We start from the raw sequence: 23,721 nt of genomic DNA on the forward strand, positions 1-23,721 counted from the left end.
CTAGCTGACCGCGGCGGCGGCCACGGGGATTGAACGCGCCCAGGCGCGGTGGAAAGCGACATGCAGGCCTACGACGACGCCAATATCTTCGCCAAAATCCTACGCGGCGAAATCCCCTCCACGAAGGTCTACGAGGACGAGCACTGCCTCGCCTTCATGGACATCATGCCCCAGGTCGAGGGCCACGTCCTCGTGATCGCCAAGGCGCCCTCGCGCACCCTGCTCGACGCCGACCCCGATGCCCTGTCGGCGCTGATGCCGCGGGTGCAGAGGATCGGCCGCGCCGCCGTGGCGGCATTGAAGGCCGACGGCCTGACGCTGATGCAGTTCAGCGAAGCACCCGCCGGGCAGACGGTGTTCCACCTCCACTTCCACCTGCTGCCGCGGCACGAGGGCGTGCCGATGCGGTCCCACGCGGGGCCGATGGCCGAGCCCGCGGCCCTGGAGGCCATCGCGGGGCGGATCCGGGCGGAACTCGCCTGAGGGGGCCACGTTCGCCTTCGTGAGCGGGGGCAGAACACATGATCGAGGCCGTCATCTTCGACGTCGACGGGACGCTGGTCGACAGCGTCGACTTCCACGCCGAATCCTGGGAACGCGCCTTCGCGCGGCACGGCCACGACATCGCCTTCGCGGCCCTGCGCGCCCAGATCGGCAAGGGCGGCGACCAGCTCATGCCGGTCTTCCTCGACGCAGCGGAGCTGAAGCGCGTCGGCCCGGCGATCGAGAAGGAGCGCGGCGCCATCTTCCACGCCGACTACATCGACCGCGTGAAGGGCTTCCCGGGTTGCGGCGACCTGTTCCGCGCGCTGCGCGAGCGGGGCCTGCGCATCGCCCTGGCCTCGTCGTCGAAGGCTCCCGAGCTGAAGGTCTACAAGGCCGCCGCGGGCGTCGACGGGTTGACCGACGTCGAAACGTCGTCCGACGACGCCGAGAAGTCGAAGCCGCATCCGGACATCTTTGAGGCCGCCCTGGCGAGGCTGGAGGTCGGGCCCGACCGCGTCGTGGTGGTGGGCGACACACCCTATGACGCCGAGGCGGCCCGCAAGGCCGGCGTGGCGTCGATCGGCGTGCTCTGCGGCGGGTTCGCGGAGGTCGACATCCGCGCCGCCGGCGCCGCCCGGGTCTACCGCGACCCGGCCGACCTCCTGGCCCACATCGACGACTGGGCGATCTGAGCCGATCCGCTCGCCGGCCGTCCATCCCCCCACGTGTGGGGATGGACGGAAGGCGCAGCGACCGGTCGACCGCTGCCTCACAGGAAGCTTTGCGGCTCCACGTCCACCGCCACCCGCAGGCTGCCGGTCGGCTTCGGGCCTTCCGCCAGGATGCGGCGCAGGAAGCCCTGGAGGTCGGCGGACCGCGGCGCCTTGACGAGAAGGCGGAAGCGGTAGCGGCCGCGGATCATGGCGATCGGCGCCTCGGCGGGGCCGAACACCTCGATGGAAGGCGCGGCGTCGGCCGCCCGCGCCAGCGGGTCGCCGCCCGTCGCCGCGTAGGCGGCTCGGGCCAGGGCGCGGGCGTGGGTTTCGGCGGCGTGGCGGTCGGTGGCGCTGACGATCAGCCCCGCCAGGCGGCCGAAGGGCGGCAGGCCGGCGCGCTGCCGCGCGTCGATCTCCGTCCGGTAGAACCGCTCGACATCGCCCGTCAGCAGCGCCCGCATCACCGGGTGGTCGGGCTGGTATGTCTGGATCAGCGCCCGGCCCGGCGCTTCCCCGCGCCCCGCCCGGCCCGTCACCTGCTGCAGCAGTTGGAAAGTGCGCTCCGCCGCGCGGGGGTCGCCGTTGGCGAGGCCCACGTCGGCGTCCACGATGGCGGCCAGCGTCAGGTTGGGGAAGTTGTGGCCCTTGGCGACGAGCTGCGTGCCCACCACAACGTCGACCTCCCCCCGCGCGATGCCGTCGAGCTCCTGCCGCAGCCGCTCGGTGCCGCCCGGCATGTCGGACGAGAGGACGAGGCGCCGCGCGTCCGGGAACAGGGTCGCCACCTCCTCGGCGATGCGCTCGACGCCCGGCCCGCAGGCCACCAGGGCGTCGACCTCGCCGCAGTGGGGGCAATGGTCGGGCTTGCGCTCCATGTAGCCGCAGAGATGGCACACGAGCGCGCCGCGGAAACGGTGGTCCACCATCCAGGCGGAGCACTGGCCGCAGGTGAAGCGGTGCCCGCAGGAGCGGCACAGCGTCAGGGGCGCGTAGCCGCGGCGATTGAGGAACAGGAGCGCCTGCTTCCCGTCCGCCACCGTGTCGGCGATGGCGGCGGCGAGCGGCGGGGAGATCCACCGGCCTCGCGGCGGCGCGTCGCGCCGCATGTCGACGGCCGCCAGCGCCGGCATGGAGCGGCCGGCGTAGCGCGACGCGAGCCGCAGGTGGCCGTAGCGCCCCGTTTCGGCATTGACGCGGGTTTCGAGCGACGGGGTCGCGGACGCCAGCACCACGGCCGCCTCCTCGAAGCGGCCGCGCATCACTGCCATGTCGCGGGCGTGGTAGCTCACCCCGTCGTCCTGCTTGTAGGCGGCCTCGTGTTCCTCGTCGACGACGATGAGCCCGAGGTCGGCGAAGGGCAGGAACAGGGACGAGCGCGCGCCGGCCACGACCTTGATCTCGCCCGACGCGATGCCGGACCAGGCGCGCGCCCGCCGCCGCACCGACACGCCGGAATGCCATTCCGCCGGCCGCACGCCGAACCGCTCCGCGAAGCGGTCGAGGAACTGCGCCGTGAGGGCGATCTCGGGCAGCAGGATCAGCGTTTGCCGGCCGGAGCGCAGCGCCGAAGCGACCGCCTCGAAATAGGTTTCGGTCTTGCCCGAGCCGGTGACGCCTTCGAGCAGGGAAACGGTGAAGCGCCGCTCGGCCGCGCGTGCGGCGAGCGCGGCGGCGGCCTCGGCCTGCGCCGGATCGAGCACCACTGCGGTCGCGTCGGGGTCGGGCGGCGGGGGGAGCGGGTCGGGCGGGAGGGCGACCGTTTCCAGCGTGCCCTCGTCCACCAGCCCGTCGATCACGCCGGCCGAACAATTGGCCGCCTCCGCCAGCGCCTTCTTGCTCGTGACGGCCTCGGCCTCGGCGCTGTCCAGCACCGTCATCACGCGGAGCCGCGCCGGCGTCATGCGGGTCGGCGGCGGGCCGGCGCGGCGCAGGCCGATCCGCACCGGCTCGGCGCCGGCGAATTCCGGCGCCCTCACCGCCATGCGCAGCACCATGCCGCGGGGACTCAGCGTCCAGGCGGCGAGCCAGTCGACGAAGCGGCGCAGCGGCTCGCGCACGGGCGGCCAATCCTCGCGCGACACGACCTGCTTCAGGTTGTCGCCGCCGGCGGAGCGAGCCTCCCACACGACGCCGAGCGTTTGCCGCGTGCCGAGCGGCACCACGACGAAGTCGCCGGGCGCGAGGGCGAGGCCCTTCGGCACCCGGTATGAATAGGCCGTGTCGACCGCGACGGGGATCAGCACGTCGACGACGGTGGGCGGCGGCTCCGCCGTCACGGCGCGGCGGCCAGGAGGGTCAGGAGCGCGTCCTCGTCGGGCCGCTCCGCGATCCGCACCGCGGGCGCCCCGCGGTCGGACAGCGGCTCGGCGGCATCGGCCGACAGGCACAGGTGGCGCAGCCGCAGGACCGCGTCCGCGACGCCGCCGCGCGACGCGAGCGACAGGGCGAGTTCGGCGCTGCGGCGGGAATAATGCAGCGCCGCCTCGACGCCGCCGGAGCGCAGCGCCGCCACCGCCGCCTCGGGCCACGCGTCCACGGGGTCGGCGGCGTAGACTTCGGCCGCCGCGACCTCGTAACCGGCGCCCGTCAGCACGTCCTCCAGCACGGGCTTGCGGTCGCGGCCGGCGAGGAAGAGCAGCCGCGCCGGGCGCGGCAGCGTCAGGCGCACGAGGTCGGCGAGGCCGGACGCGTCGCCGGCCCCCACCCGCACGTCGCGGAAGCCGGCCGCCCGCGCCGCCGCGGCCGTGCGCGACCCGACGGCGAAGACGGGACGGGCGCGCTCGACGCCGTCGTCGGCCGCGAAGGCGTGATGGCTCGTCGCCGCCACGGCGTGGTAGCGGCCGGCGGGCAGCATCGCGCCGGTGCGGCGGATGGCGGTCGCGGGCGCCAGCACGGCCGCGTGGCCGAGGCGGGCCAGCGCCGCCGCCGTGCGCTCGGCGTCGTGGGCGGGGCGGGTGACGAGGACGCGCATCGGGGTCAGGTCCAGAACCGTTCGTGTCCGGCTTCGCCCGCCCCGAGCCGGGTCGCCGAGCCCCGTGTCGAAGGACGCGGACGCTCGCTGCGCAGCGACGGGCGGGTCCCGCAGGCTTCGCCTCGGGCGCTCGGCGCCCGGCTCAGGGTGAGGGAGGTGGCGGCATGTCGGAGCATCGGACGGCTCGGGCCTAGCTCAATGCGGGCCGCGAAAGGACGCGAGCAGGTGCGCCGGCGCCCGGTCGAGGAGGTCGCGCCCGGCAGCCTGCCCGACCCTGTCGGCGATGGCGTCCGGACCGTCCGTCACGGTTTCGGCCGATTCGGAGCCGTCCGCCGCGAGCACCTGCCCGCGGAACAGGACGTGCCCGCCCTCGACACGGGCGTGTCCCGCGATCGGCGTGCGGCAGGAGCCGTCCATCACGGCGAGGAACGCCCGCTCGCAGCTCAGCGCCAGCCCGGTGTCGCGGTCGAGGATCGGCGCGAGGGCGTCGGCCGTGGCGGCGTCGCCGCGTCGCGCCGTGATGGCGATCGCGCCCTGCCCCACGGCCGGCAGGAAGTCGTGCAGGGCGAGATGCTCGGTGACGCGCTCGGTCAGGCCGAGGCGCTTCAGCCCCGCCATGGCGAGGATCGTGGCGTGGTATTCCCCGGCGTCGACCTTGCGAAGCCGCGTCTGCACGTTGCCGCGCAGCAGCCGCACGTCGAGGTCGGGGCGCAGCCGGCGGATCTGCGCCTGGCGCCGCAGCGATGCCGATCCCACGACGGCGGCGCGCGGCAGGTCGGCGATCGTGCCCCCATCGCGTGCGATGAAGGCGTCGCGCACGTCCTCGCGCGGCAGGAAGCCCGACAGGTCCACGCCGTCGGGCAGCGCGGTCGGCAGGTCCTTGGCCGAATGCACGGCGAAGTGGATCCCGCCCGCCAGCAACGCGACGTCCAGCTCCTTGGTGAACAGCCCCTTGCCGCCGGCCTCCGACAGGGCCCGGTCCTGGATGGCATCGCCCGTGGTGGCGATCACCACAATCTCGACGCGGTCCTCCGGCCAGCCGTGGGCGGCGCAAAGGCGGGCCCGCGCCTCGTGGGCCTGGGCGAGCGCCAAGGGGCTGCCCCGTGTGCCCAGCCTGAGCACGATCCCGTCGCCCGCCATGCCGTCTTCGCTTCCGTGCCGATCCCCGGGCACCCCTTATAGGCAGGCGAAGGCCCCCGCGGAAGCCGGGGCGCGCGGGTCCTGCCCGGGGACGCTAGCGAGGCCCGACGGCCGGCGCCGCGTCGCAACGCGTCGCGAAGGCGGCGATGCGCGCCAGCGTGGCGGGGTCGTGCAGCAGCGGGGCGTGCCCCTGCCCCGGAACGGTCAGGAGCGCGCAATCCGGGTGGCGGCGCGCCATCTCGGCGACGGTTTCGGTCGACAGCAGGTCCGTGGTTTCGCCGCGCACGACCAGGACGGGAACGCCCGACAGGCCCTCGAACTGCGGCCACAGCGTCGGCATGGGCTTCGCCGGATCGAGCGCGCGCAGGCTTTCGACGAGCGCGGGATCGTAGCGGCCCCGGAAAACGCCGTCCCGCTCGGCATAGGTGCTGCGGGCGAAGTACAGCCAGTCGTCCTCGTCGAGGCCGGGGAACTGCGAGCCGGCGTAGCCCTTCACGGTGCGGACCGCGTCGTCCCAGTCCTTCGGCGCGGGCAGCCGGCCGACGTAGCCGCGGATGCGGTCGAGGCCCGCGGGCTCGAGCACCGGGCCGATGTCGTTGAGCACCGCGCCGCGGATCACCTCGGGCCGCACCGTCGACAGCACCATGGTGATCAGGCCGCCGCGCGACGTGCCCACGAAGACCGCCGCGTCGATCCCCGCGTCGGCCAGCACCGCCAGCACGTCGCCGGCCTCGACGGGCACGCTGTAGTGCGACGCGTCCGGATCGTGGTCGGACCCGCCGCGGCCGCGATAGTCGAGGCTCAGCACCCGCCGCCGCGGGCCCCCCGCGCCGCCTCCGGACAGGTGCGCGGCCAGCACCTCGAAATCCACGGCCGTGCGGGTCAGGCCGGGCAGGCAGACCACCGGCAGCGCCCCGGCCTCGCCGCGGCCCACGTCGCGGTAATGGAGACGCAGCCCGTCGGACGAGGTGGCGTATCGGTCGGCGGCGTCGGTCATGGTCCTGTCACTCGCCTTCTCTGCCATCGGGCGCCCGCGTCACGTGCCCTTGCGGATCGGCGGCGGCGGCTCGGCGCCGACGAGCAGCATCGTCGGCCGGCCCAGCTTGGCGCGGTACACCTGCAGGTTTTCCATCACGCGCTGAACGTAGTTGCGCGTTTCGGAATAGGGGATGCGCTCGATCCAGTCCACGATGTCGATGCCGGGCCTGCGCGGGTCGCCGTAGGCGGCGATCCAGTCGTGCACGGCCCGGCCGCCCGCGTTGTAGGCCGCGAAGGTGAGGATGAAGGAACCGCCCTGCTCGTCGAGCAGCGTGCCGAGATGGGCGGCCCCGAGCTGCGCGTTGAAGGCCGGGTCGCTCGACAGGCGGCCGTCGTCGTAGGCCACCCCGGCGCGGTTGGCGGTGGTGCGCGCCGTCGACGAGATCATCTGCATCAGCCCCTTCGCGCCGGCCGAGGACAGCGAGCGCTGGTCGAACTCGCTTTCCTGCCGGGCGATGGCATAGACCACCGCCAGGTCGGCCGACTTCGGCAGCGGGGCGAAGTTGGGGATGCCGAAGGTCGGGAAGGCCGCGTCGTCCGCCGCGAGCCCGCGCTGCGTCGCGGCCTTGCCGATCATCAGCGTGGCGCGGGCGTCGCGGTTGCGCTCGAGCACGTCGCCCAGCGCCCCCACCTGCGCATCCGACGGCTCGGCCTTGCCGATGTCGAGCGCCAGCGGCAGCGCGATGTCGCGCTCGCCGAGCGCGTAAAGGTAGTCGGCCACCCGCACGGCCTCGCTGCGGGCGTCCCCGGTGGCGGCGGGCGCCTCGTGCAGTTCCAGCGTGGTCTGCCCGAGCCGCGCCGCCGCGAGCTGGCCGTAGAAGGTGATGGAGTAGCGCGCCGCGTCGCCGTAGTGGCGCTGCGCCTCGTCGCCCTGCCCCAGCGCTTCCGCGGTGCGGCCCTGCCAATAGGCGGCGCGGCTCTTGGAGATCGGCGTTTCGGCGAGCCGCGCGATCGTGTCGAACTGCGGCGCCGCCGCCTTCGGGTCCTGCAGGAAGCGCAGCGCGATCCAGCCGGCGTGGAACGCCGCCTCGATGCGCGACGCCGCCCCGGCCTCGCCGATGTCGGCGCAGAGCGCCAGGGCCTTCTTGGGATCGCCGAGGTCGAGCAGCTTGCGCAGCACGATGCGCCGCTCGGTCCACCATTCGTCGCCGTCGATCGCGCGCGCGTCGCGCGGCGCGGACAGGATCAGGTCGGCCGCTTCCTCGGCGTGGCCGAGCCGGCGCAGGCGTTGGGCGCGGGAGAAGATCGTCAGCGGGTCCGATTGCAGCGGCTTCGGCACCGCCGCCAGCGTCACCTCGGCGAGCGTCGAATTCGCCACCACGGCGGCCCGGGCCTTGGCCAGCGCCACAACGTCCGGCCCGGCCAGCGCGGCCTCCTTCAGGCCGGCGGCGATCTTCTCCTTGTACAGGAAGCGCTCGGCCCGCACCCGGTGATCTTCGCGGTCGATCACGTCGGCGAAATCGTGGGCGAGCGTCCCTTCCTGCCAGGGCGACAGGTCGTCGTCGCGCCACAGCCCGTGGGCCAGGCGCGCCGCCGCGTCGGCGTGGCCGAGGGCGCGCTCGGCGCCGGCGAGCGCCAAGCGTCCCGCCACGGTCTTGGGCGGCACGGCGCCGAGGCGAGCCTCGATGAGCGCCGGGTCCCGCGTCGCCGCGACGGCTTCTTCGGCGCGGCGCCCGACCCAGCCCAGCGCGGGCCAATCGGGGTGGGCCTGCCCGAAGGCGTCGAGGCGCGCGAGGCCGACGAGATGCGAGTCGAGCCGGATCGCGGTCCATTCCGCGGTCAGCCGGGCCACGGGGTTGGTCAGGCCGCGCGCCGCCGCATCGCCGCCCGCGAGGTCGTTGCGGCGGTAGGCGCCGATCGCCTGGCGGAGGAGCGAAGCGTCCGGATCGTGGTCGGCGACGGTTGGTCCCAGGGGGGCGCCGTTCTCCGTCGGCGTGCCGGGCTGGGACGGGCCGGCCGAGGGGCCCGGGGTCGCGAGCCCGATCGGCGACCCGTGCGCCGCGATGGTGAGCACCTTGCCGGCACCGTCCGCCCCCGCCATGGCGTCGGCGAGGGTCCGCACGGCGTCGGGGCCGAGGGATTCCGCGCGCAACGTCGATTTGGCGGGGCCCGACGCGACGCGGATCTCGGGCCGGCGCGCCGCGAGGTCGAGCACCGCGGCGGGCGCGACGCGCTGGGCGGAGCGGTCCGCATGGGCGAACCAGCGCCGCGGCGCGGATTCGGCCGCGTGCCGCACCGACGGGACCGCCAGGGCGGCGCAGGCCAACCCCGTGCCGGCCATCAACGCGGTTCGCAGACCTTTGAACGCCATGCACTCACCAGGGTGACGGGATGTGATCGCTGTCATGCCGCCGATGCTGCACGCGCGGGCTTTACGAAAACTAAACCATGCGGGGGCGCCGACCCCCGATGTGACGATCCGGTAAAAGTCTTTTCACGCCCTGCCGGGCGCGCTAGACCGGGCCGCGCTTCACCAGCCACCGAAATGCGGCGTGCATGGGGCTGGCGGTCCGACCCGGTCGGGCGGACCATCGGGGCGGTGCCGTCGGCTTCGGGCCGGTGCACGAGGCGCGGGCCCGTCCAGGGCCGTTTTTGCGGGACACGTCATGGCTGCGACATTCAAGGGATCGGCTCCGGCGCTCGTCACGCCCTTCAAGGACGGGGCCTTCGACGAGGCCGCGTTCCGGGCTCTCGTCGATTGGCAGATCGGCCAGGGCTCCCACGCCCTCGTGCCCTGCGGCACCACGGGCGAAAGCCCGACGCTCAGCCACGACGAGCACATGCACGTCGTCGAGGTGTGCGTCCGCGAAACGCGCGGCCGCGTGCCGGTGATCGCCGGCGCGGGCTCCAACAACACGGTGGAAGCCATCGCGCTGGCCCGCCACGCCGAGAAGGCCGGCGCCGACGCCGTGCTGGTGGTGACGCCCTACTACAACAGGCCGAGCCAGGAGGGCCTGTACCGCCACTTCGCCGCGGTCAACGACGCGATCGGCATCCCGATCATCATCTACAACATCCCGCCCCGCTCCGTGGTCGACATGTCGGTCGAAACCATGCAGCGCCTCTACGCGCTGAAGAACATCGTCGGCGTGAAGGACGCGACGGGCAACCTCGCGCGGGTGTCGACCCAGCGCCACGCCCTGGGGCCGGATTTCATCCAGCTGTCGGGCGAGGACATGACGGCCCTGGCCTACCTGGCGGCGGGCGGCCACGGCTGCATCTCGGTCAGCGCCAACGTGGCGCCGAAGCTCTGCGCGCAGCTCCAGGAGGCGGCCCTCGCGGGCGACTTCCGCACCGCGCTGGAGCTGCAGGACCGGCTCGTCCCGCTCCACGCCGCGATGTTCGCCGAGCCGAGCCCGGCCTGCCCGAAATACGCCTTGTCGACGATGGGCCTGATGCGCGACGAACTGCGCCTGCCGCTGGTGCCGGCCACCCCGGCGGCGCGCGCCCTGATGGACGCCGCCATGGCGCATGCGGGCGTCGCCACCCATCTGTGACGGTCAAGCCAGCTGCATCGAGTGGGAACGGGTCCGACTTTGTCCAAGGACGATAGCAACTTCAAGGTCGTGTCCGACAACCGCCGGGCCCGCTACAACTACGAGATCGGCGACGTCTACGAGGCCGGCCTCGTGCTGACCGGCACCGAGGTGAAGAGCCTGCGCTCCGGCAAGGCGACGATCGCGGAATCCTACGCCTCGGCCGAGAAGGGCGAGCTGTTCCTGATCAACGCCACGATCCCGGAATACGGCCACGGCAACCGGTTCAACCACGAGCCGAAGCGCCCCCGCAAGATCCTGATGAAGGCCCGCGAGATCGCGCGCCTGACGCAGGGCGTCGAGCGCGAAGGCATGACGCTGGTGCCGCTGAAGGTGTACTTCAACGACAAGGGCCGGGCGAAGCTGACCCTGGCGATCGGCCGCGGCAAGAAGCTCCACGACAAGCGCGCCACCGAGAAGGAGCGCGACTGGAACCGCGAAAAGTCGCGCGTGCTGCGCAACAAGGGCGGGGATTGGTAGGGCATTCAGCAGATCGGGCCGGGGTGGCGCACACAAGCCCGCCCGGCGCCCGAGAGCAGCCGCCATATGCATCTTCAAGGGATTCGGCGGACGGCACATCGGGGCCGACGGCCCGCACCGGCCGCATTCAAAGCCACGACCGGAGAACAACCTCTCCGCGCATGTTGATGCCTGTAGGCCGCCAATCGCGAGACCGGTAAAACTCTTCGGCCCTGGTGCCGATGCCCGTCGAGAGAAAGGCCTGCCTGTGTACGGCGTCCCTTAGGCGGGTCATGGCGGCATCGAGGAGCGCCGTCCCATGGCCTCGCCCTTGAGCTCCGTCGATCACGAACAAGGCCCAGATGTAGCCCGTCCGGTCGTCGGCACACACAAAGCCTTGAACCTCAACCTCATCTTCGGACACGAGGAAGACAGCTTCGTCCATGTACCACGTCACTTCCGCATCGGAAGCGCGGCCCGGGTCGAGGAGGCGGTTCTCCGCCGTCCCGTGCCGCACCTGCCGGATGCGGGGCAGGTCGGCTCGCAGCGCGGGGCGCAGTCTCATGCTGAACCTCATGAGTCATCGAACCGAAGGTGTCTCGGTGTGGGCACCTGCGCGGTCACGTCAGGCCGCGGCCGCAAACGCGTGATCTCTCGCTACTGACCCAGGAAGTCCTTCACATCGGCGAAGACGGCCCGGAACATCTCCGTCGTCAGCACGCCCGTGTTCGTGTTGTACCGGGAACAATGGTAGCTGTCGAAGAGCCTCAGCGCGCGACCGCCGTGCGCCAGGTCGTGGCTGCGCCGGTGCCCGAACGGCACGGCCGACAACTTCGCGCCGAGCGCCCGGACGGTGCTCTCATGCGCGATCCGCCCCAGCGCCAGCACGGCGCGCAGCTCCGGCAGCTCCGCCATGCGCTGGACCAGGAAGGACCGGCAGGTGGCGATCTCGGCCGGCAGCGGCTTGTTGGCCGGCGGCACGCAGCGCACGGCGTTGGTCACCATGCAGTCGACCAGCGTGAGGCCGTCGTCGGGCCGCTCCTCGTAGCGCCCCGCGGCGAAGCCGGCGAGCTCGAGCGTCTCGTAGAGCAGGTCCCCCGCCCAATCGCCCGTGAAGGGGCGCCCCGAATGGTTGGCGCCGTCGCGGCCGGGCGCCAGACCGACGACCAGCAGCCGGGCGCTCGCGGGCCCGAAGGAGCGCACCGGGGCATTGTAGCCTTCGGGGTCGCGAACCCGGCACGCCGCGCGGAAGTCGACGAGGCGCGGGCAGAGCGGGCAGTCGGGCGGCGCTTCCGCGGGCCCGACGGGGACGACCCGGGCCGCCGTGACGCCGAAGGTCACGGCTCGGCGCCGCCGTCGTCCGGGGCCGGGACGTATTCGCGCGCGATCGGACGGCGCTCGATCCGCGGCGCGCGCTCCGGGCGCTCGCCGTCGCGGCCGATGCGCGCGATGAGGTGGACGAGGTCGACGAATTCGTCGGCCTGGCGGCGGAGCTCGTCGGCCACCATGGGCGGCTGGGTCGTCACGGTGGACACGACCGAAACGCGGACGCCCTTGCGCTGAACGGCCTCGACGAGGGACCGGAAGTCGCCGTCGCCCGAGAACAGCACCATGTGGTCGAGGTGTTCGGCCATCTCCATGGCGTCGACCGCCAGCTCGATGTCCATGTTGCCCTTGACCTTGCGGCGGCCCATCGAGTCCACGAACTCCTTCGTGGGCTTGGTGACGACCGCGTAGCCGTTGTAGTCGAGCCAATCGATCAACGGCCTGATCGACGAATATTCCTGGTCCTCGACCAGCGCCGTATAATAGAACGCGCGAATCAGGCGACCCTTGCTCTGGAACTCACGCAACAACTTCTTGTAATCGATGTCGAAACCGAGGGTCTTCGCGGTCGCGTAAAGGTTGGCGCCGTCGATGAAGAGGGCGGTGCGTTCTTGCTCGGCCATACGGGTTGTGCTCTTCGGATCAATGTCGGGGATCTGTCGCGGCGACGCGCCGACCGACGACGCCCCCATCGTCGGCTCGGGTTCGGACGGCGCACCGCTGGCCGTCGCCCGGCGATGGCGCCAGGAGGCGTTTATAGCGCCGGGCTTCGGCGCGTCCATCACCGCACACGCGCCCGCAATGGGTGTTTTTTCCGACGCCGCCGTGTCGGCGCCGCCTTGTTTCCACCCTCCGGGCGCGGGCTGCGCCGGTTAAACGTCCCCCGTCAAGCGGAAATTGGCGCTCCGGGCTTGCGCGGCGCGCCCCCGCGGGCTACCGCAGCGTGAAACCTCCCTGAGCCCTCTCGAAAAGGACACCGCCATGGCGCGCGTCACCGTGGAAGACTGCATCGACAAGGTCGAGAACCGCTTCGATCTCGTCCTGCTGGCCAGCCACCGGGCCCGGCTGATCTCGTCGGGCGCACCCATCACGATCGACCGCGACAACGACAAGAACCCCGTCGTCGCCCTTCGCGAGATCGCCGACGAGCGCTTCGCCCCCGAGGACATGCGCGAGGACCTGATCCACTCGCTGCAGAAGCACGTCGAGGTCGACGAGCCCGAGCCCGAGGCGGTGCCCGCCATGACGCCCTCGGCGTCCAAGAACCTCGCCGACCCCGAGGCCAGCCCCGACATCCAGTTCGACCGCATGACCGAGGAAGACCTGCTGCGCGGCCTCGAAGGCCTCGTGCCCCCGGTCGAGACGGAAGAAGAGGGCGAGTAGGCCCGCATCGGCCGGGACTTCGGCGCGGCACCCGCCCGCGCCGCCTTGCCCCCGCGACCGCGGCGGCCGATATTGGGTGGATGACGCTCGCCACCCTCGCCCCGCGCCGCCCGGGGCCCGCGAAGATCCTGCGACAATACGAACTCGTGGACCGCGTCCGGAGCTACAACCCGGACGCCGACGAGGACCTGCTCAACCGGGCCTACGTCTACGCCATGAGGGCGCACGGCTCGCAGAAGCGCGCTTCGGGAGATCCCTACTTCTCTCACCCGCTGGAAGTGGCGGCGATCCTCACCGACCTGAAGCTCGACGACGCCACCATCGTGGCCGCGGTGCTGCACGACACGATCGAGGACACGGAAGCCACCCGCGAGGAGATCGACCGCCTCTTCGGCGACGAGATCGGCAGCCTCGTCGAGGGCCTGACCAAGATCAAGCGGCTCGACCTCGTGTCGAAGCAGGCCGCCCAGGGCGAAAACCTCCGCAAGCTCCTGCTCGCCATCGCCGACGACATCCGCGTGCTGCTGGTGAAGCTGGCGGACCGGCTCCACAACATGCGCACGCTCCACCACGTGCCGGTCGCCAAGCGCGCCCGCGTGGCGCAGGAAACGCTCGACATCTACGCGCCCCTGTCGGGCCGCATGGGCATGCAGGGCATGCGCGACGAGCTCGAAGAGCTGTCCTTCGCGGCGCTGATGCCGGAAGCCCACGAATCCATCGTGTCCCGCCTCGACGACATGACGGAGAACTACGGCTCGCTGATCGCCAAGATCGAGACCGAGCTGTCCGACAAGCTCGCCCAGCGCGGCATCGGGGCCAGCGTCAAGGGGCGGCAGAAGCAGCCCTATTCGGTGTGGCACAAGATGGAGCAGAAGAGCCTCGCGCTGGAACAGCTCAGCGACATCTTCGGCTTTCGCGTGCTGGTGGAGTCGATCGAGGACTGTTACCGCGTGCTGGGCGTCGTCCACACGCAATGGCCGGGCGTGCCGGGCCGCTTCAAGGACTACATCTCGACGCCGAAGCAGAACGACTACCGGTCCATCCACACCACGGTGGTGGGCCCGGGCCGGCAGCGCGTCGAGCTCCAGATCCGCACCCGCGCGATGCACGACTTGGCCGAGAACGGCATCGCCGCCCACGCGCTCTACAAGGACGGCGGCGCGCTCGACGTCGGCATCGCGGCGGGCGAAAGCCGCGCCTATTCGGGGCTGCGCCGCACCATCGCGATGCTGGCGGACGCCGACAGCGCGGAAGAGTTCCTCGAACACACCAAGCTCGAGCTGTTCCACGACCAGGTGTTCTGCTTCACCCCCAAGGGCAAGCTCATCGCGCTGCCGAAGGGCGCGACGCCGATCGACTTCGCCTATGCGGTCCACACCGGCATCGGCGACACCGCCGTGGGCGCCAAGATCAACGGCCGCATGGCGGCGCTGATCTCCGAACTCGCCAACGGCGACGAGGTCGAGATCGCCTGCGCCGAAGGCCAGGTGCCCCCGCCCGCCTGGGAAGGGCTCGTCGCCACCGGCAAGGCCCGCGCCGCCGTCCGCCGGGCGACGCGCAACGCCGTGCGGGCGCAATATTCCGGGCTCGGCCGCCAGATCCTCACGCGCGCCTTCGAGCGCAACGGCAAGGTGTTCTCGGAAGACAAGGTCAAGGCGGTCCTGCCGCGCCTCGCCCGCGCGTCGCTCGACGACGTGCTGGCCGCCGTGGGCCGCGGCGAGATGGTGTCGGCCGACGTCGTGCGCGCCGTGCATCCCGAGATCGGCGAACCCCGCAAGGCGGGCGCGGCTCCGGGCGCCGGGGAGCCGGGCTGGTTCGGCCTGGAGAAGGCCGAGAACTTCCGCTTCAAGGTGCCGGGCGCGGCCCCTGTCGGCGACGCGGGGCCCATGCGCCCCATCCCCATCCGCGGCCAGTCGGGCGATCTGCCGGTCAGCTTCGCCCCCAACGGCGGCGCCGTGCCGGGCGACCGCATCGTCGGCATCCTCACCCCCGGCGAGGGCATCACCATCTACCCGATCCAGTCCCCGGCCCTGACGGCCTTCGACGACCAGCCCGAGCGCTGGCTCGACGTGCGGTGGGACATCGACCCGTCGCGCAAAGAGCTGTTCCCGGCGCAGATCGCCGTCACGGCCATCAACGAGCCCGGCGCGCTGGCCGCCATCACCGGCGCGGTGGGCGAGAACGGCGCCAACATCGACGACGTCCGCGTCATGTCGCGCTCGGCCGACTTCCGCGAAGTGCTGGTCGACGTGGAAGTGTGGGACCTGAAGCAGCTCGGCGCCATCATGGCCCAGCTCCGGGCGCAGAAGACCGTGTCGCGCGTGGAGCGGGTCAATGGGTGACGGGTCCGGGACGGCCTCACGGTCCGGCGGAGCGAGGCCGTGATCGTCGGCGTCGGGTCGGACCTGTGCGACATCCGCCGCCTCGCCGCCGTGCTGGAGCGGCACGGCGACCGGTTCGCCGCGCGCTGCTTCACCGCGGTCGAGCGCGCCAAGGCCGAGCGCCGCGCCGATCGGGCCGGCACCTACGCCAAGCGCTTCGCCGCCAAGGAGGCTTGCGCCAAGGCGCTCGGCACCGGCCTGCGCCACGGCGTCTTCTGGCGCGACATGGGCGTGGTGAACCGCCCCTCCGGGCAACCCACGATGCTCCTCACCGGCGGCGCGCTGCTGCGGCTCGGCGCCATCGTGCCCGCGGGTCACGAGGCGGTGATCCACCTGAGCCTCACCGACGAGCACCCCTACGCCCAGGCCTTCGTGGTGATCGAGGCCGTGCCGTCCCGCCCGGCGTGAGGTCGCGGCGGGCTTGGCGCGGCTCGGGCGGGTCGCTATAGCGATGCGATCCCGGACGTGGCGGACCCGCCGCGCGCCGTCGCACATCCCCGGCGGAGCCGGACAGGACGATCGGAACCCAGAACGATGACGGAGCCGGTGAGCCTCGAAGGCAGGGAGGCCGAACGCCGCCGCAAGGCTTCCCAGGACGGCGGCGTCGGCGAAACCGTCAAGGTCGTGGTCCAGGCCCTTCTCATCGCCCTGGTGGTGCGCACCTTCCTGTTCCAGCCGTTCAACATCCCGTCGGGCTCGCTGATCCCGACCCTGCTGATCGGCGACTACCTGTTCGTGTCGAAGTATTCCTACGGCTATTCGAAATACTCGTTCCCGTTCAGCCCCAACCTGTTCGCGGGGCGGGTCTTCGGCACGTCGCCGAAGCGCGGCGACATCGCGGTGTTCAAGACCCCTCTCGACAACAGCACCGACTTCATCAAGCGCGTGATCGGCCTGCCGGGCGACAAGATCCAGGTGATGCATGCGCGGCTGTTCATCAACGGCCAGATCGTGCCGCGCGAACCGACCCAGAGCATCACCACCAAGGACCGTTTCGGCAAAGACGCCGAGGTGCCGACCTACAACGAGACGCTGCCCGGCGGCGTCACCCACAAGATCATCCAGCTCGAAGGCGACGACGGCGGCATGGCGTCCAACACGGACGTCTACACGGTGCCGCCGGGCGACTTCTTCATGATGGGCGACAACCGCGACAACTCGCTCGACTCGCGCGTGCCCATCGAGCAGGGCGGCGTCGGCTACGTGCCGTTCGAGAACTTCGTGGGCCGGGCCGAGGTGATCTTCTTCTCGATCCGCGAGGACACGCCCATCTGGCAGTTCTGGCGCTGGCCGACGGACGTCCGCTGGAACCGCATCCTCACGCTGATCCGATGAGCCGCAACGCGGGGCGCGCCGACCGGTCGGGGCTGGAAGCGGCGCTCGGCCACAGCTTCACCCGGGGCGACCTGCTCGGCACCGCCCTCACCCACATTTCCGGCATCCAGGGCTATAACGCCCGGGCGCAGAGCTACCAGCGGCTGGAGTTCCTGGGCGACCGCGTGCTCGGCCTCGCCGTCTCGGCCATGCTCTACGGCGAGTTCCCCCAGGCCACGGAGGGCGAGCTGTCGCGGCGCCTGGCGGACCTCGTGCGGCGGGAAAGCTGCGCCGAGGTGGCGGCCCAATGGGACGTCGGCCCCTACCTCCGCCTCGGCCCCGGCGAGGTGCAGTCGGGCGGCCGGGGGCGGCAGGCGATCCTGGGCGACGTGTGCGAGGCGATCATCGGCGCGGTGTTCATCGACGGCGGCTTCGAGGCCGCCTCCGCGCTGATCCGCCGCTTCTGGGAACCCCGCATGCTGTCGCCGCGCCGCGCCCTGCAGGACCCCAAGACCGCTCTGCAGGAATGGGCGCAGGCCAAGGGCAAGCCCACCCCGGTCTACAGCGAAACCGAGCGCAGCGGGCCAGCGCATGCGCCCCGCTTCACCGTGACGGTGGCGATCGAGGGATGGCAGCCCGCCGACGGGCTCGGATCCTCGAAGCGCCTCGCCGAGCAGGCGGCCGCCGAAGCCTTCATGAGCCGCGAAGGCTTCGGTCCGCCGCCGCCGGCAGAAGGAACCGAACCATGACCGACGTTTCCACCCCGCCCGAAGCGCCGACGCGCTGCGGCTTCGCGGCGCTGATCGGCGTTCCCAACGCCGGCAAGTCGACGCTGATCAACGCCCTCGTGGGCTCCAAGGTGTCGATCGTGTCGCGCAAGGTGCAGACCACGCGGGCACCGGTGCGCGGCATCGCCGTCGAAGGGCCCGCGCAGGTGATCTTCGTCGACACGCCGGGCATCTTCGCGCCCAAGCGCCGGCTCGACCGCGCCATGGTGCAGGCGGCCTGGGGGGCGGGCGGCGACGCCGACGCGGTCGCGCTGCTGCTCGACGCGCGCAAGGGGCTCGACGAGGGCAGCGAGGCCATCCTCGACCGCATGGCCGAGGGGAAGGCCAAGCGCTTCCTCGTGCTGAACAAGATCGACACGGTCGAGGTCGAGAAGCTCCTCAACCTCGCCGAAGCCGTCAACGCGAAGCTCGCCTTCGCCGACACGTTCATGGTGTCGGCGTTGCGGGGCCACGGCGTGTCGAAGTTCCTGAGCGTGCTGGGCGGCGCCATGCCGGCCGGCCCCTGGCTGTACCCTGCCGACCAGGTGACGGACGCGCCGCTGCGGCTCTTCGCGGCCGAGATCACCCGCGAAAAGATGTTCGAGCGGCTGCACGAGGAGCTGCCCTACCAGACCACCGTCGAGACCGACAGCTGGACCACGCGGCCCGACGGCTCGGCGCGCATCGAGCAGTCGATCTTCGTCACGCGGGACGGGCACAAGAAGATCGTCATCGGCGAAGGCGGCCAAACGCTGAAGGCCATCGGCAAGGCGGCGCGCCGGGACATCGGCGAGGCGGCCGAATGCGAGGTGCACCTGTTCCTGCACGTCAAGGTGCGCGAGAACTGGCTCGACGACCCCGAGCGCTTCCGCGGCATGGGGCTGGAGTTCCCGAAGGGGAAGGCATGACCGGGGCGTGGATGCGCGCTTCGAACGGATCCTGATCCTCGGCAACAGCGGCTCGGGAAAGAGCTGGTTGGCCGGACGCCTATCCGCCCTGCTCGGGTGCAGGCCCGTCGACCTCGACGCGATCCACTGGGAACCGGGGGGCTACGACCGTCCGCGCGAGAAGGACGACGCCACCGCGACCGTTCGGCGGGAAGCCGAAGGATCGAAGTGGGTCATCGAGGGTGTGTACGGATGGCTCGCCGCCGAGGTCGTGCAGCGAGCCACGCTCATGGTCTGGCTCGACCTTCCGGTCGCGGACTGCCTCGCCGCCGTCGAGCGCCGCGGCCCGAGGGGCGGGGCGACGGCGGCGTCGTTCGCCGCCCTTCTCGCCTGGACGGCCGCTTATCCGGATCGGCGCACATCGAGTTCCCGATCCGGGCATGGGCGCCTGTTCGACGCTTTCCCGGCTGGTCGCCACCGTCTGCGGTCCAGGTTCGATGTCGAGCGCTGGCTCGACGGCGTCGCGCACGACGTCGCGTCGTGAACCGACGCCGGGGCGGTGCGGCCTACGACGCCACCGCGTCCAGCACCGTGACGGCGCGGCGGTTCTGCGACCAGCAGGACGCGTCGGCGCAGCGGCGCACCGGACGGGTGTCGCCGTAGCTCACGGCGCGCAGGCGGGACGCCGCGACCCCGCGGTGTACCAGGTAGGCCACCACGGCTCCGGCGCGGCGCTTGCCGAGCTCCAGGTTGGCGGCCGCCGAACCCGGCTCGTCGGCGTAGCCTTCGACCACCATGCGATAGGGCGTGTAGTGCTTCAGCCACGCCGCCTGCTTGTCGAGCGTCGCACGGTCCGTGTCGCCGAGCTCGGCCGAGTTGGCGGCGAAGAAGACGCGGCGGCCGACGTTGACGTCGAAATCGGACGGGCTGCCCTTCGGGGCGTCGAGGACCGTGGCGATGGGCGTGTCGCCGTTGACGCTGGGCGCCGATGAGCCGCCGAATTGGCCGCAGCCGGCGAGGCCGGCCGCCAGCAGGGCGACGGCGCAGGCGCGCGATACGACGGGGCCCCTCACCGGATGTGCTTCAGCACGAGGACGGCCGTTCCGACCGGGGCGCGCCCGTACAGGTCGATCACGTCCTCGGGCAGCATGCGGACGCAGCCCGACGAGGCGTCCGTGCCGATGGTCCAGGGCTCCAGCGTTCCGTGCAGCCGATAGCCGAGGTCGGTGCCGTCCCGGTACAGGTAGAGGGCGCGCGGCCCGAGCGGGTTGTCGGGGCCGCCGGCCATGTGGTGAGGCAGGTCCGGGCGGCGCTTCAGCATCTCGGGCGGCGGCGTCCAGCCGGGCCAGATGGCCTTGCGGGCCACGGTGGCGCGGCCGAACCACTTGAAGCCTTCCAGGCCCACGCCGACGCCGTAGCGCAGGGCGGTGTTGTTCTCGAAGGTGACGTAGAGGAAGTGGTTCTGGGTGTCGACGATCACGGTGCCGGGCGATTCGTGGTGCTCGTGCTCGACGAGCTGGCGCTGCCACACGGGGTCGAGCGCCGCCACGTTGGATCGGTTGTAGGTGAACCCGTGGTCCTCGGCGCGGCCCGAGAAGAACGGGGACGGGTCAAAGGCGGCGCGCGCCGCCCCCGTGCCCATCAGGCCCAGGAGGGCGGAGCCGCCCAGCATCGTGCGGCGCGTGATCGCCAAGATTCATCCTCCAAGGGTCGCGATGCGAGACACCTCGCCTGGGGAAAGTGTCGGCAGGGTGGCTGATATTCCGTTACACCGAACGCGTTGCGGGGAGAACACAGCGTGGAATGGCGGGACCGTGGGACGGTGCTGGGCGGGCGGGCCTACGGCGAAACCAGCGTCATCGTCGAGCTGCTGACGGCGGAGCACGGGCGGCACCTCGGCCTCGTCCAGGGGGGCCGCTCCCGCCGCCTGCGCCCCGTGCTGCAGCCCGGGAACGCCGTGGAAGCTACGTGGCGGGCCCGCATCGACCACCACATGGGCTCCTACGGCATCGAGGGGCTCAAGCTGCGCGCCGCCGGCATCATGGACAGCGCGGCAGCGCTGCATGCCGTGAACCACCTGTGCGGTCTCGCGCGCCTGCTCCCCGAGCGCGAGCCGCAGCCGGCGCTCCACCTCATGCTCGACGCCATGATGGACGGCATCGAGGATCGGGACGCGCTGCCGCTGCAGATGGTGCAGTTCGAGCTCGCCTTCCTGGCGGCGCTGGGCTTCGGCCTCGACCTCGCCGCCTGCGCGGCGACCGGCTTCACCGCCGACCTGCACTACGTGTCCCCCAAGACCGGGCGGGCCGTGTCGGTCGGGGCGGCGGGCATCTACGCCGGCCGGCTGCTGCCCCTGCCCGCATTCCTGCGCCCCGGGGAGGCGGGCTCGGCCGTGACGGCGGACGACCTCGCGGCGGCCTTCCGGCTCACCGACCACTTCCTCGTGCGGGACGTGTTCACGCCGCGCCACGTCGCCCCGCCGGACTCGCGCCGCGCCTACCTGGCGGCCATCGCGCCGACGTGAAAGGCCCGCCGGCGTCACATCTTGCCGAGGGCGTCCAGCGCCTGGGCGAGCCCCCGGAACGACACGGGCAGCGTGACGTCGCGGTTGAGCCCGTCCTTGTAGACGATTCGACCCTGGCCGTTCTCGTTTCGCCAGCGGCGGGCCGCTTCGTCCGAGCCGGTGCTTTCGGCGAAGCAGCCGACCGGGAGGCAGCGGCGCCACGCGAGCTCGACCCCGGCGGGATCCTTGTCGCCCGCCAGGATCCGGACGGTGCTCGGGAACCACACGTCGACCGGCAGCACGACGACGAGCTTCAACGGTTCGGCGCTCGCCGCGTGGCCGAAGGCGATCTGCGCCACCGCCACTTGCTGGTTCGGGAGCTGGACGGTCTGCACCGCTTCGCAGATGCGCTGGGCTTTCTCGCCCGCGCCCTTCTCGCAGCGGGCCGTCCAGTCGCCGTAGGAAGCCGTGGTCACCGACGGGTCGGCGCTCACCGGGGCCGCGGGTGCGGGCGGGGCGGCGGCGGGCTTCGCGGTCTGGGCCGAGGCGGCGCTGGACGGCGCCGCAGCGAGGATCACGGACGCCAGGACCGCTGTGGCCAGCGAGGAGGTGAAGGCCGGGGCTCCGGCGGCGTGGCGCATGGTGTGATCGGTCCCGGGACGGCGGTGTCGCGCCCCGCTCATAGAACAGGACGGGCCGGGGCCAAACCCTTTCGCGGCCCGCGCGGCGCCGGGACGTCGACGGGCCGGGCGGCGAAACATCGCGCGCCGCCCGTGCGTTGGGCGCCCATGACCGACACCGTGCCGTCCTCCGTCACCTTCACCATCACCGAACCTGCCGAAACGCCGTGGCTCGGCGTCTTCTTCGGCTACGTCGCCATGGTGCCCTTCGCCGTGGGAACGCTGGTCTTCTGGCTCGCCGAAGGGCCCTGGCGCGGGGCCGCGCTGGCCATCACGCTGTTCTGGGGCTGCGCCATCCTGACGTTCCTCGCCGGGGTGCGGCGCGGCGTGTCCTTCCGCACGCCCGGGGGCGTCACGGCATCGCAGATCGTCACCATGCTGTGGCTGTTCTGCCTGGGCTTCGCCGCGCTGGTGCTGACCGCGCTGGCCCTGCCGGCCTGGGCTACGGCGCTGCTGATCGCCGGCTATCTCAGCCTGGAGGTGTTCGACCCGATCGCGGCGCGGAAGCTCGAAGCGCCCCTCTACTTCGCCCGCCTGCGCCCCGTCCAGATGGCGATCCCCGTGCTCTGCCTCGCCGCCACGCTCGTGCTATTGTTGGTGCGGTGAGCCTCCGGCCGGGAAACGATACGCCATGGATCTGACCTCGGGACTCGCCCTGGCGGGCTTTCTCGCCGTTTCCTTCGCGGCGGCGGCGAGCGGCGCGATCTTCAAGCCCGACGACTGGTACGGCACTCTGCGCAAGCCGGGCTGGACACCGAAGCCCTGGGTGTTCCCGGTCGTGTGGACGCCGCTCTACATCATGATCGCGGTGGCGGGATGGTTGGCGTGGCGACAGGCCGGCCTCGTCGCCCTGCCCTTCGCCTTCTACGCCGCCCAGATGGTGCTGAACGCCGCCTGGTCGGCCGCGTTCTTCGGGCTGCGTCGGCCCGACCTCGCCTTCGCCGACCTCGTGCTGCTGTGGCTGTCGATCTTCGGCACCATCCTGGCCTTCGCGCCGCTGAGCGCCACCGCGGCCTGGCTGCTCGCCCCCTATCTCCTCTGGGTGACGATAGCGGGCGCGCTGAACCTGTCCGTGTGGCGCCTGAACCCCGACCGCGTCGCGCAAGCCTGAGAGTCCGTGCATGAGCGCCCCATCGGTCGGAACCGGGCCATCGATCCCGAGCGTCCTCGGGCGTGCGGACGTCGGGTCGACGCGTCCGCGAACCGCGAGGCACCGCATGGCCGTCCCGTCCCGCGCCGCCGCGATCCTGTCCCTGATGGTCCTGTCGGCCGGGCTCGCGCACGCGCAGGACGCGCCCGCGCCGCCCGACCCGGCGCTGGGGGCAGCCGTGGACGGCGAGCGCCGCAACCCGCGCTTCCTCGCCTTCGACGCGGCCCGGCACCCGGTCGACGAACTGACGTTCTTCGGCCTGAAGTCCGACATGACCGTCGTCGAGCTGTGGCCGGCGGGCGGCTATTGGACCGAGATCCTGGCGCCCTACCTGCGCGACGGCGGCGGCACGCTCATCGCCGCCATGGAGGTCCAGCCGCCCGGCAGCCCCGAGCGGGACGCGGCGACGAAGCGCTTCAACTATTTCAATCGCCGCGTCGCCGACGATCCGGCGCTCTTCGCGGGCCTCAAGGTGTCGGCCTTCGGCCCCGGCACCGAGGCCATCGCGCCGGCGAATTCGGTGGACCTGATCCTGAGCTTCCGCGAGCTGCACCTTTGGATGAAGCAGGGCTTCGCCGAGGAAGCATTGGTGGCGTGCTACAAGGCGCTGAAACCCGGCGGCATCCTGGCGCTCGAGGACCATCGCGGCAACCGCGCCGGCGAACAGGACGTCCGCGCCGCCGACGGCTACGTGCGCGAGGACTACGCCAAGGGGCTGGCGCGGCTCGCCGGCTTCGAGTTCGTGGCCTCCTCCGAGATCGAGGCCAATCCGAGGGACACGGCCGATTGGCCGCACGGCGTCACCACGCTGGCGCCCACCTTCGCGTTGGGCGCGCAGGACCGTGCCCGATACGAGGCCGTCGGCGAGGCCGACAATTTCGTGCTGAAGTTCCGCAAGCCGCTGTGACCCCCGGCCGATGCGCGTTGGCTGGCGGCCGGCGCGGCGGGGCCCTATCTGACGCCGACGCAACGCAGCGGCAGGAT

Annotated in this window: 26 protein-coding genes; 15 read left to right on the plus strand and 11 right to left on the minus strand. The window is 72.0% G+C overall.

The window, feature by feature from the left end:
* Positions 1-60 precede the first annotated feature (60 nt).
* Positions 61-483 (plus strand): HIT family protein, encoded by a 423-nt coding sequence (locus tag D3273_RS13150; protein WP_129227248.1) that lies wholly within the window; start codon positions 61-63, stop codon positions 481-483.
* A 38-nt stretch (positions 484-521) separates the two neighbouring features.
* Positions 522-1,178 (plus strand): HAD family hydrolase, encoded by a 657-nt coding sequence (locus tag D3273_RS13155; protein WP_129227250.1) that lies wholly within the window; start codon positions 522-524, stop codon positions 1,176-1,178.
* A gap of 77 nt (positions 1,179-1,255) precedes the next feature.
* Here D3273_RS13155 and D3273_RS13160 read toward each other — a convergent pair whose 3' ends face one another.
* The 5 genes from D3273_RS13160 to D3273_RS13180 form a co-directional block, all read right to left on the minus strand.
* Entirely contained in the window at positions 1,256-3,478 is a 2,223-nt protein-coding gene (locus D3273_RS13160) for a primosomal protein N' (RefSeq protein WP_129227252.1), read from the minus strand.
* Positions 3,475-4,173, minus strand: a complete 699-nt coding sequence (locus tag D3273_RS13165; protein ID WP_129227254.1) for a uroporphyrinogen-III synthase — start codon at positions 4,171-4,173, stop codon at positions 3,475-3,477. Before D3273_RS13165 ends, D3273_RS13160 begins: the two co-directional genes overlap by 4 nt.
* Positions 4,174-4,368: 195 nt before the next feature.
* A complete protein-coding gene (gene hemC / locus D3273_RS13170) occupies positions 4,369-5,313 on the minus strand; it encodes a hydroxymethylbilane synthase (RefSeq protein ID WP_129227256.1) in 945 nt (314 codons plus the stop codon).
* A gap of 94 nt (positions 5,314-5,407) precedes the next feature.
* On the minus strand, positions 5,408-6,310 hold the full coding sequence (locus D3273_RS13175; protein WP_245501150.1) for an alpha/beta fold hydrolase: 903 nt from the start codon (positions 6,308-6,310) through the stop codon (positions 5,408-5,410).
* 39 nt (positions 6,311-6,349) lie between these two features.
* Positions 6,350-8,662: a lytic transglycosylase domain-containing protein gene (locus tag D3273_RS13180; protein ID WP_129227260.1), complete on the minus strand. Its 2,313-nt coding sequence runs from the start codon at positions 8,660-8,662 to the stop codon at positions 6,350-6,352.
* A 295-nt stretch (positions 8,663-8,957) separates the two neighbouring features.
* On the opposite strand from D3273_RS13180, the gene dapA reads away from it, so the two are divergent.
* Together dapA and smpB are read left to right on the plus strand one after the other, a co-directional pair.
* The gene (dapA, locus tag D3273_RS13185; protein WP_129227262.1) at positions 8,958-9,848 is read left to right on the plus strand and encodes a 4-hydroxy-tetrahydrodipicolinate synthase; all 891 of its coding nucleotides are present in this window, start codon (positions 8,958-8,960) and stop codon (positions 9,846-9,848) included.
* Between the two features lie 39 nt (positions 9,849-9,887).
* On the plus strand, positions 9,888-10,367 hold the full coding sequence (smpB, locus tag D3273_RS13190) for an SsrA-binding protein SmpB (protein WP_129227264.1): 480 nt from the start codon (positions 9,888-9,890) through the stop codon (positions 10,365-10,367).
* Between the two features lie 127 nt (positions 10,368-10,494).
* Here the strand turns inward: smpB and D3273_RS13195 are convergent, their stop codons facing one another.
* The 3 genes from D3273_RS13195 to D3273_RS13205 all read right to left on the minus strand — a co-directional run bounded on the left by D3273_RS13195 (position 10,495) and on the right by D3273_RS13205 (position 12,295).
* Positions 10,495-10,911 carry a GNAT family N-acetyltransferase gene (locus D3273_RS13195; RefSeq protein ID WP_165359482.1) on the minus strand — a complete coding sequence of 139 codons (417 nt, stop codon included), beginning with the start codon at positions 10,909-10,911 and terminating at the stop codon, positions 10,495-10,497.
* A gap of 92 nt (positions 10,912-11,003) precedes the next feature.
* On the minus strand, positions 11,004-11,687 hold the full coding sequence (locus tag D3273_RS13200; RefSeq protein WP_207210774.1) for a uracil-DNA glycosylase: 684 nt from the start codon (positions 11,685-11,687) through the stop codon (positions 11,004-11,006).
* On the minus strand, positions 11,684-12,295 hold the full coding sequence (locus tag D3273_RS13205; RefSeq protein WP_129227268.1) for a LabA-like NYN domain-containing protein: 612 nt from the start codon (positions 12,293-12,295) through the stop codon (positions 11,684-11,686). Before D3273_RS13205 ends, D3273_RS13200 begins: the two co-directional genes overlap by 4 nt.
* Before the next feature lie 358 nt (positions 12,296-12,653).
* On the opposite strand from D3273_RS13205, the gene rpoZ reads away from it, so the two are divergent.
* The 7 genes from rpoZ (at position 12,654) to D3273_RS13240 (ending at position 18,948) form a co-directional block, all read left to right on the plus strand.
* Entirely contained in the window at positions 12,654-13,055 is a 402-nt protein-coding gene (gene rpoZ, locus D3273_RS13210) for a DNA-directed RNA polymerase subunit omega (protein ID WP_129227270.1), read from the plus strand.
* A gap of 80 nt (positions 13,056-13,135) precedes the next feature.
* A complete protein-coding gene (locus tag D3273_RS13215) occupies positions 13,136-15,397 on the plus strand; it encodes a RelA/SpoT family protein (RefSeq protein ID WP_129227272.1) in 2,262 nt (753 codons plus the stop codon).
* Between the two features lie 39 nt (positions 15,398-15,436).
* Positions 15,437-15,844 (plus strand): holo-ACP synthase, encoded by a 408-nt coding sequence (gene acpS / locus D3273_RS13220; protein ID WP_129227274.1) that lies wholly within the window; start codon positions 15,437-15,439, stop codon positions 15,842-15,844.
* A gap of 126 nt (positions 15,845-15,970) precedes the next feature.
* Positions 15,971-16,771 carry a signal peptidase I gene (gene lepB / locus D3273_RS13225; protein WP_129227276.1) on the plus strand — a complete coding sequence of 267 codons (801 nt, stop codon included), beginning with the start codon at positions 15,971-15,973 and terminating at the stop codon, positions 16,769-16,771.
* Positions 16,768-17,499, plus strand: coding sequence for a ribonuclease III (rnc, locus tag D3273_RS13230; protein WP_129227278.1), 732 nt, complete (start codon positions 16,768-16,770; stop codon positions 17,497-17,499). Before lepB ends, rnc begins: the two co-directional genes overlap by 4 nt.
* Entirely contained in the window at positions 17,496-18,425 is a 930-nt protein-coding gene (gene era / locus D3273_RS13235; RefSeq protein WP_129227280.1) for a GTPase Era, read from the plus strand. The genes rnc and era overlap by 4 nt, the downstream gene beginning before the upstream one ends.
* 7 nt (positions 18,426-18,432) lie before the next feature.
* On the plus strand, positions 18,433-18,948 hold the full coding sequence (locus tag D3273_RS13240; protein WP_129227282.1) for a P-loop NTPase family protein: 516 nt from the start codon (positions 18,433-18,435) through the stop codon (positions 18,946-18,948).
* 22 nt (positions 18,949-18,970) lie between these two features.
* Here the strand turns inward: D3273_RS13240 and D3273_RS13245 are convergent, their stop codons facing one another.
* Both D3273_RS13245 and D3273_RS13250 read right to left on the minus strand, forming a co-directional pair.
* Positions 18,971-19,477, minus strand: a complete 507-nt coding sequence (locus D3273_RS13245; RefSeq protein WP_245501151.1) for an OmpA family protein — start codon at positions 19,475-19,477, stop codon at positions 18,971-18,973.
* Positions 19,474-20,097: a L,D-transpeptidase gene (locus D3273_RS13250; RefSeq protein WP_129227284.1), complete on the minus strand. Its 624-nt coding sequence runs from the start codon at positions 20,095-20,097 to the stop codon at positions 19,474-19,476. Before D3273_RS13250 ends, D3273_RS13245 begins: the two co-directional genes overlap by 4 nt.
* 105 nt (positions 20,098-20,202) lie before the next feature.
* Between D3273_RS13250 and recO the strand changes: the two genes are divergently transcribed.
* Complete coding sequence (recO, locus tag D3273_RS13255) at positions 20,203-20,928, plus strand: DNA repair protein RecO (RefSeq protein WP_129227286.1); 726 nt, start codon at positions 20,203-20,205, stop codon at positions 20,926-20,928.
* A gap of 14 nt (positions 20,929-20,942) precedes the next feature.
* Here recO and D3273_RS13260 read toward each other — a convergent pair whose 3' ends face one another.
* Positions 20,943-21,548, minus strand: a complete 606-nt coding sequence (locus D3273_RS13260) for an invasion associated locus B family protein (RefSeq protein WP_129227288.1) — start codon at positions 21,546-21,548, stop codon at positions 20,943-20,945.
* Positions 21,549-21,695: 147 nt separating this feature from the next.
* Here D3273_RS13260 and D3273_RS13265 point away from each other — a divergent pair, with 147 nt between their 5' ends.
* From D3273_RS13265 to D3273_RS13275, 3 genes are all read left to right on the plus strand, one after another.
* Positions 21,696-22,193 (plus strand): DUF3429 domain-containing protein, encoded by a 498-nt coding sequence (locus D3273_RS13265; protein ID WP_129227290.1) that lies wholly within the window; start codon positions 21,696-21,698, stop codon positions 22,191-22,193.
* 25 nt (positions 22,194-22,218) lie between these two features.
* Positions 22,219-22,698 carry a TspO/MBR family protein gene (locus tag D3273_RS13270; RefSeq protein ID WP_129227292.1) on the plus strand — a complete coding sequence of 160 codons (480 nt, stop codon included), beginning with the start codon at positions 22,219-22,221 and terminating at the stop codon, positions 22,696-22,698.
* A gap of 106 nt (positions 22,699-22,804) precedes the next feature.
* A complete protein-coding gene (locus D3273_RS13275) occupies positions 22,805-23,644 on the plus strand; it encodes a class I SAM-dependent methyltransferase (protein WP_207210775.1) in 840 nt (279 codons plus the stop codon).
* The last annotated feature ends 77 nt before the right edge of the window (positions 23,645-23,721 follow it).

The organism is Lichenibacterium minor, assembly GCF_004137685.1.
Classification (GTDB): Bacteria; Pseudomonadota; Alphaproteobacteria; order Rhizobiales; family Beijerinckiaceae; genus Lichenihabitans; species Lichenihabitans minor.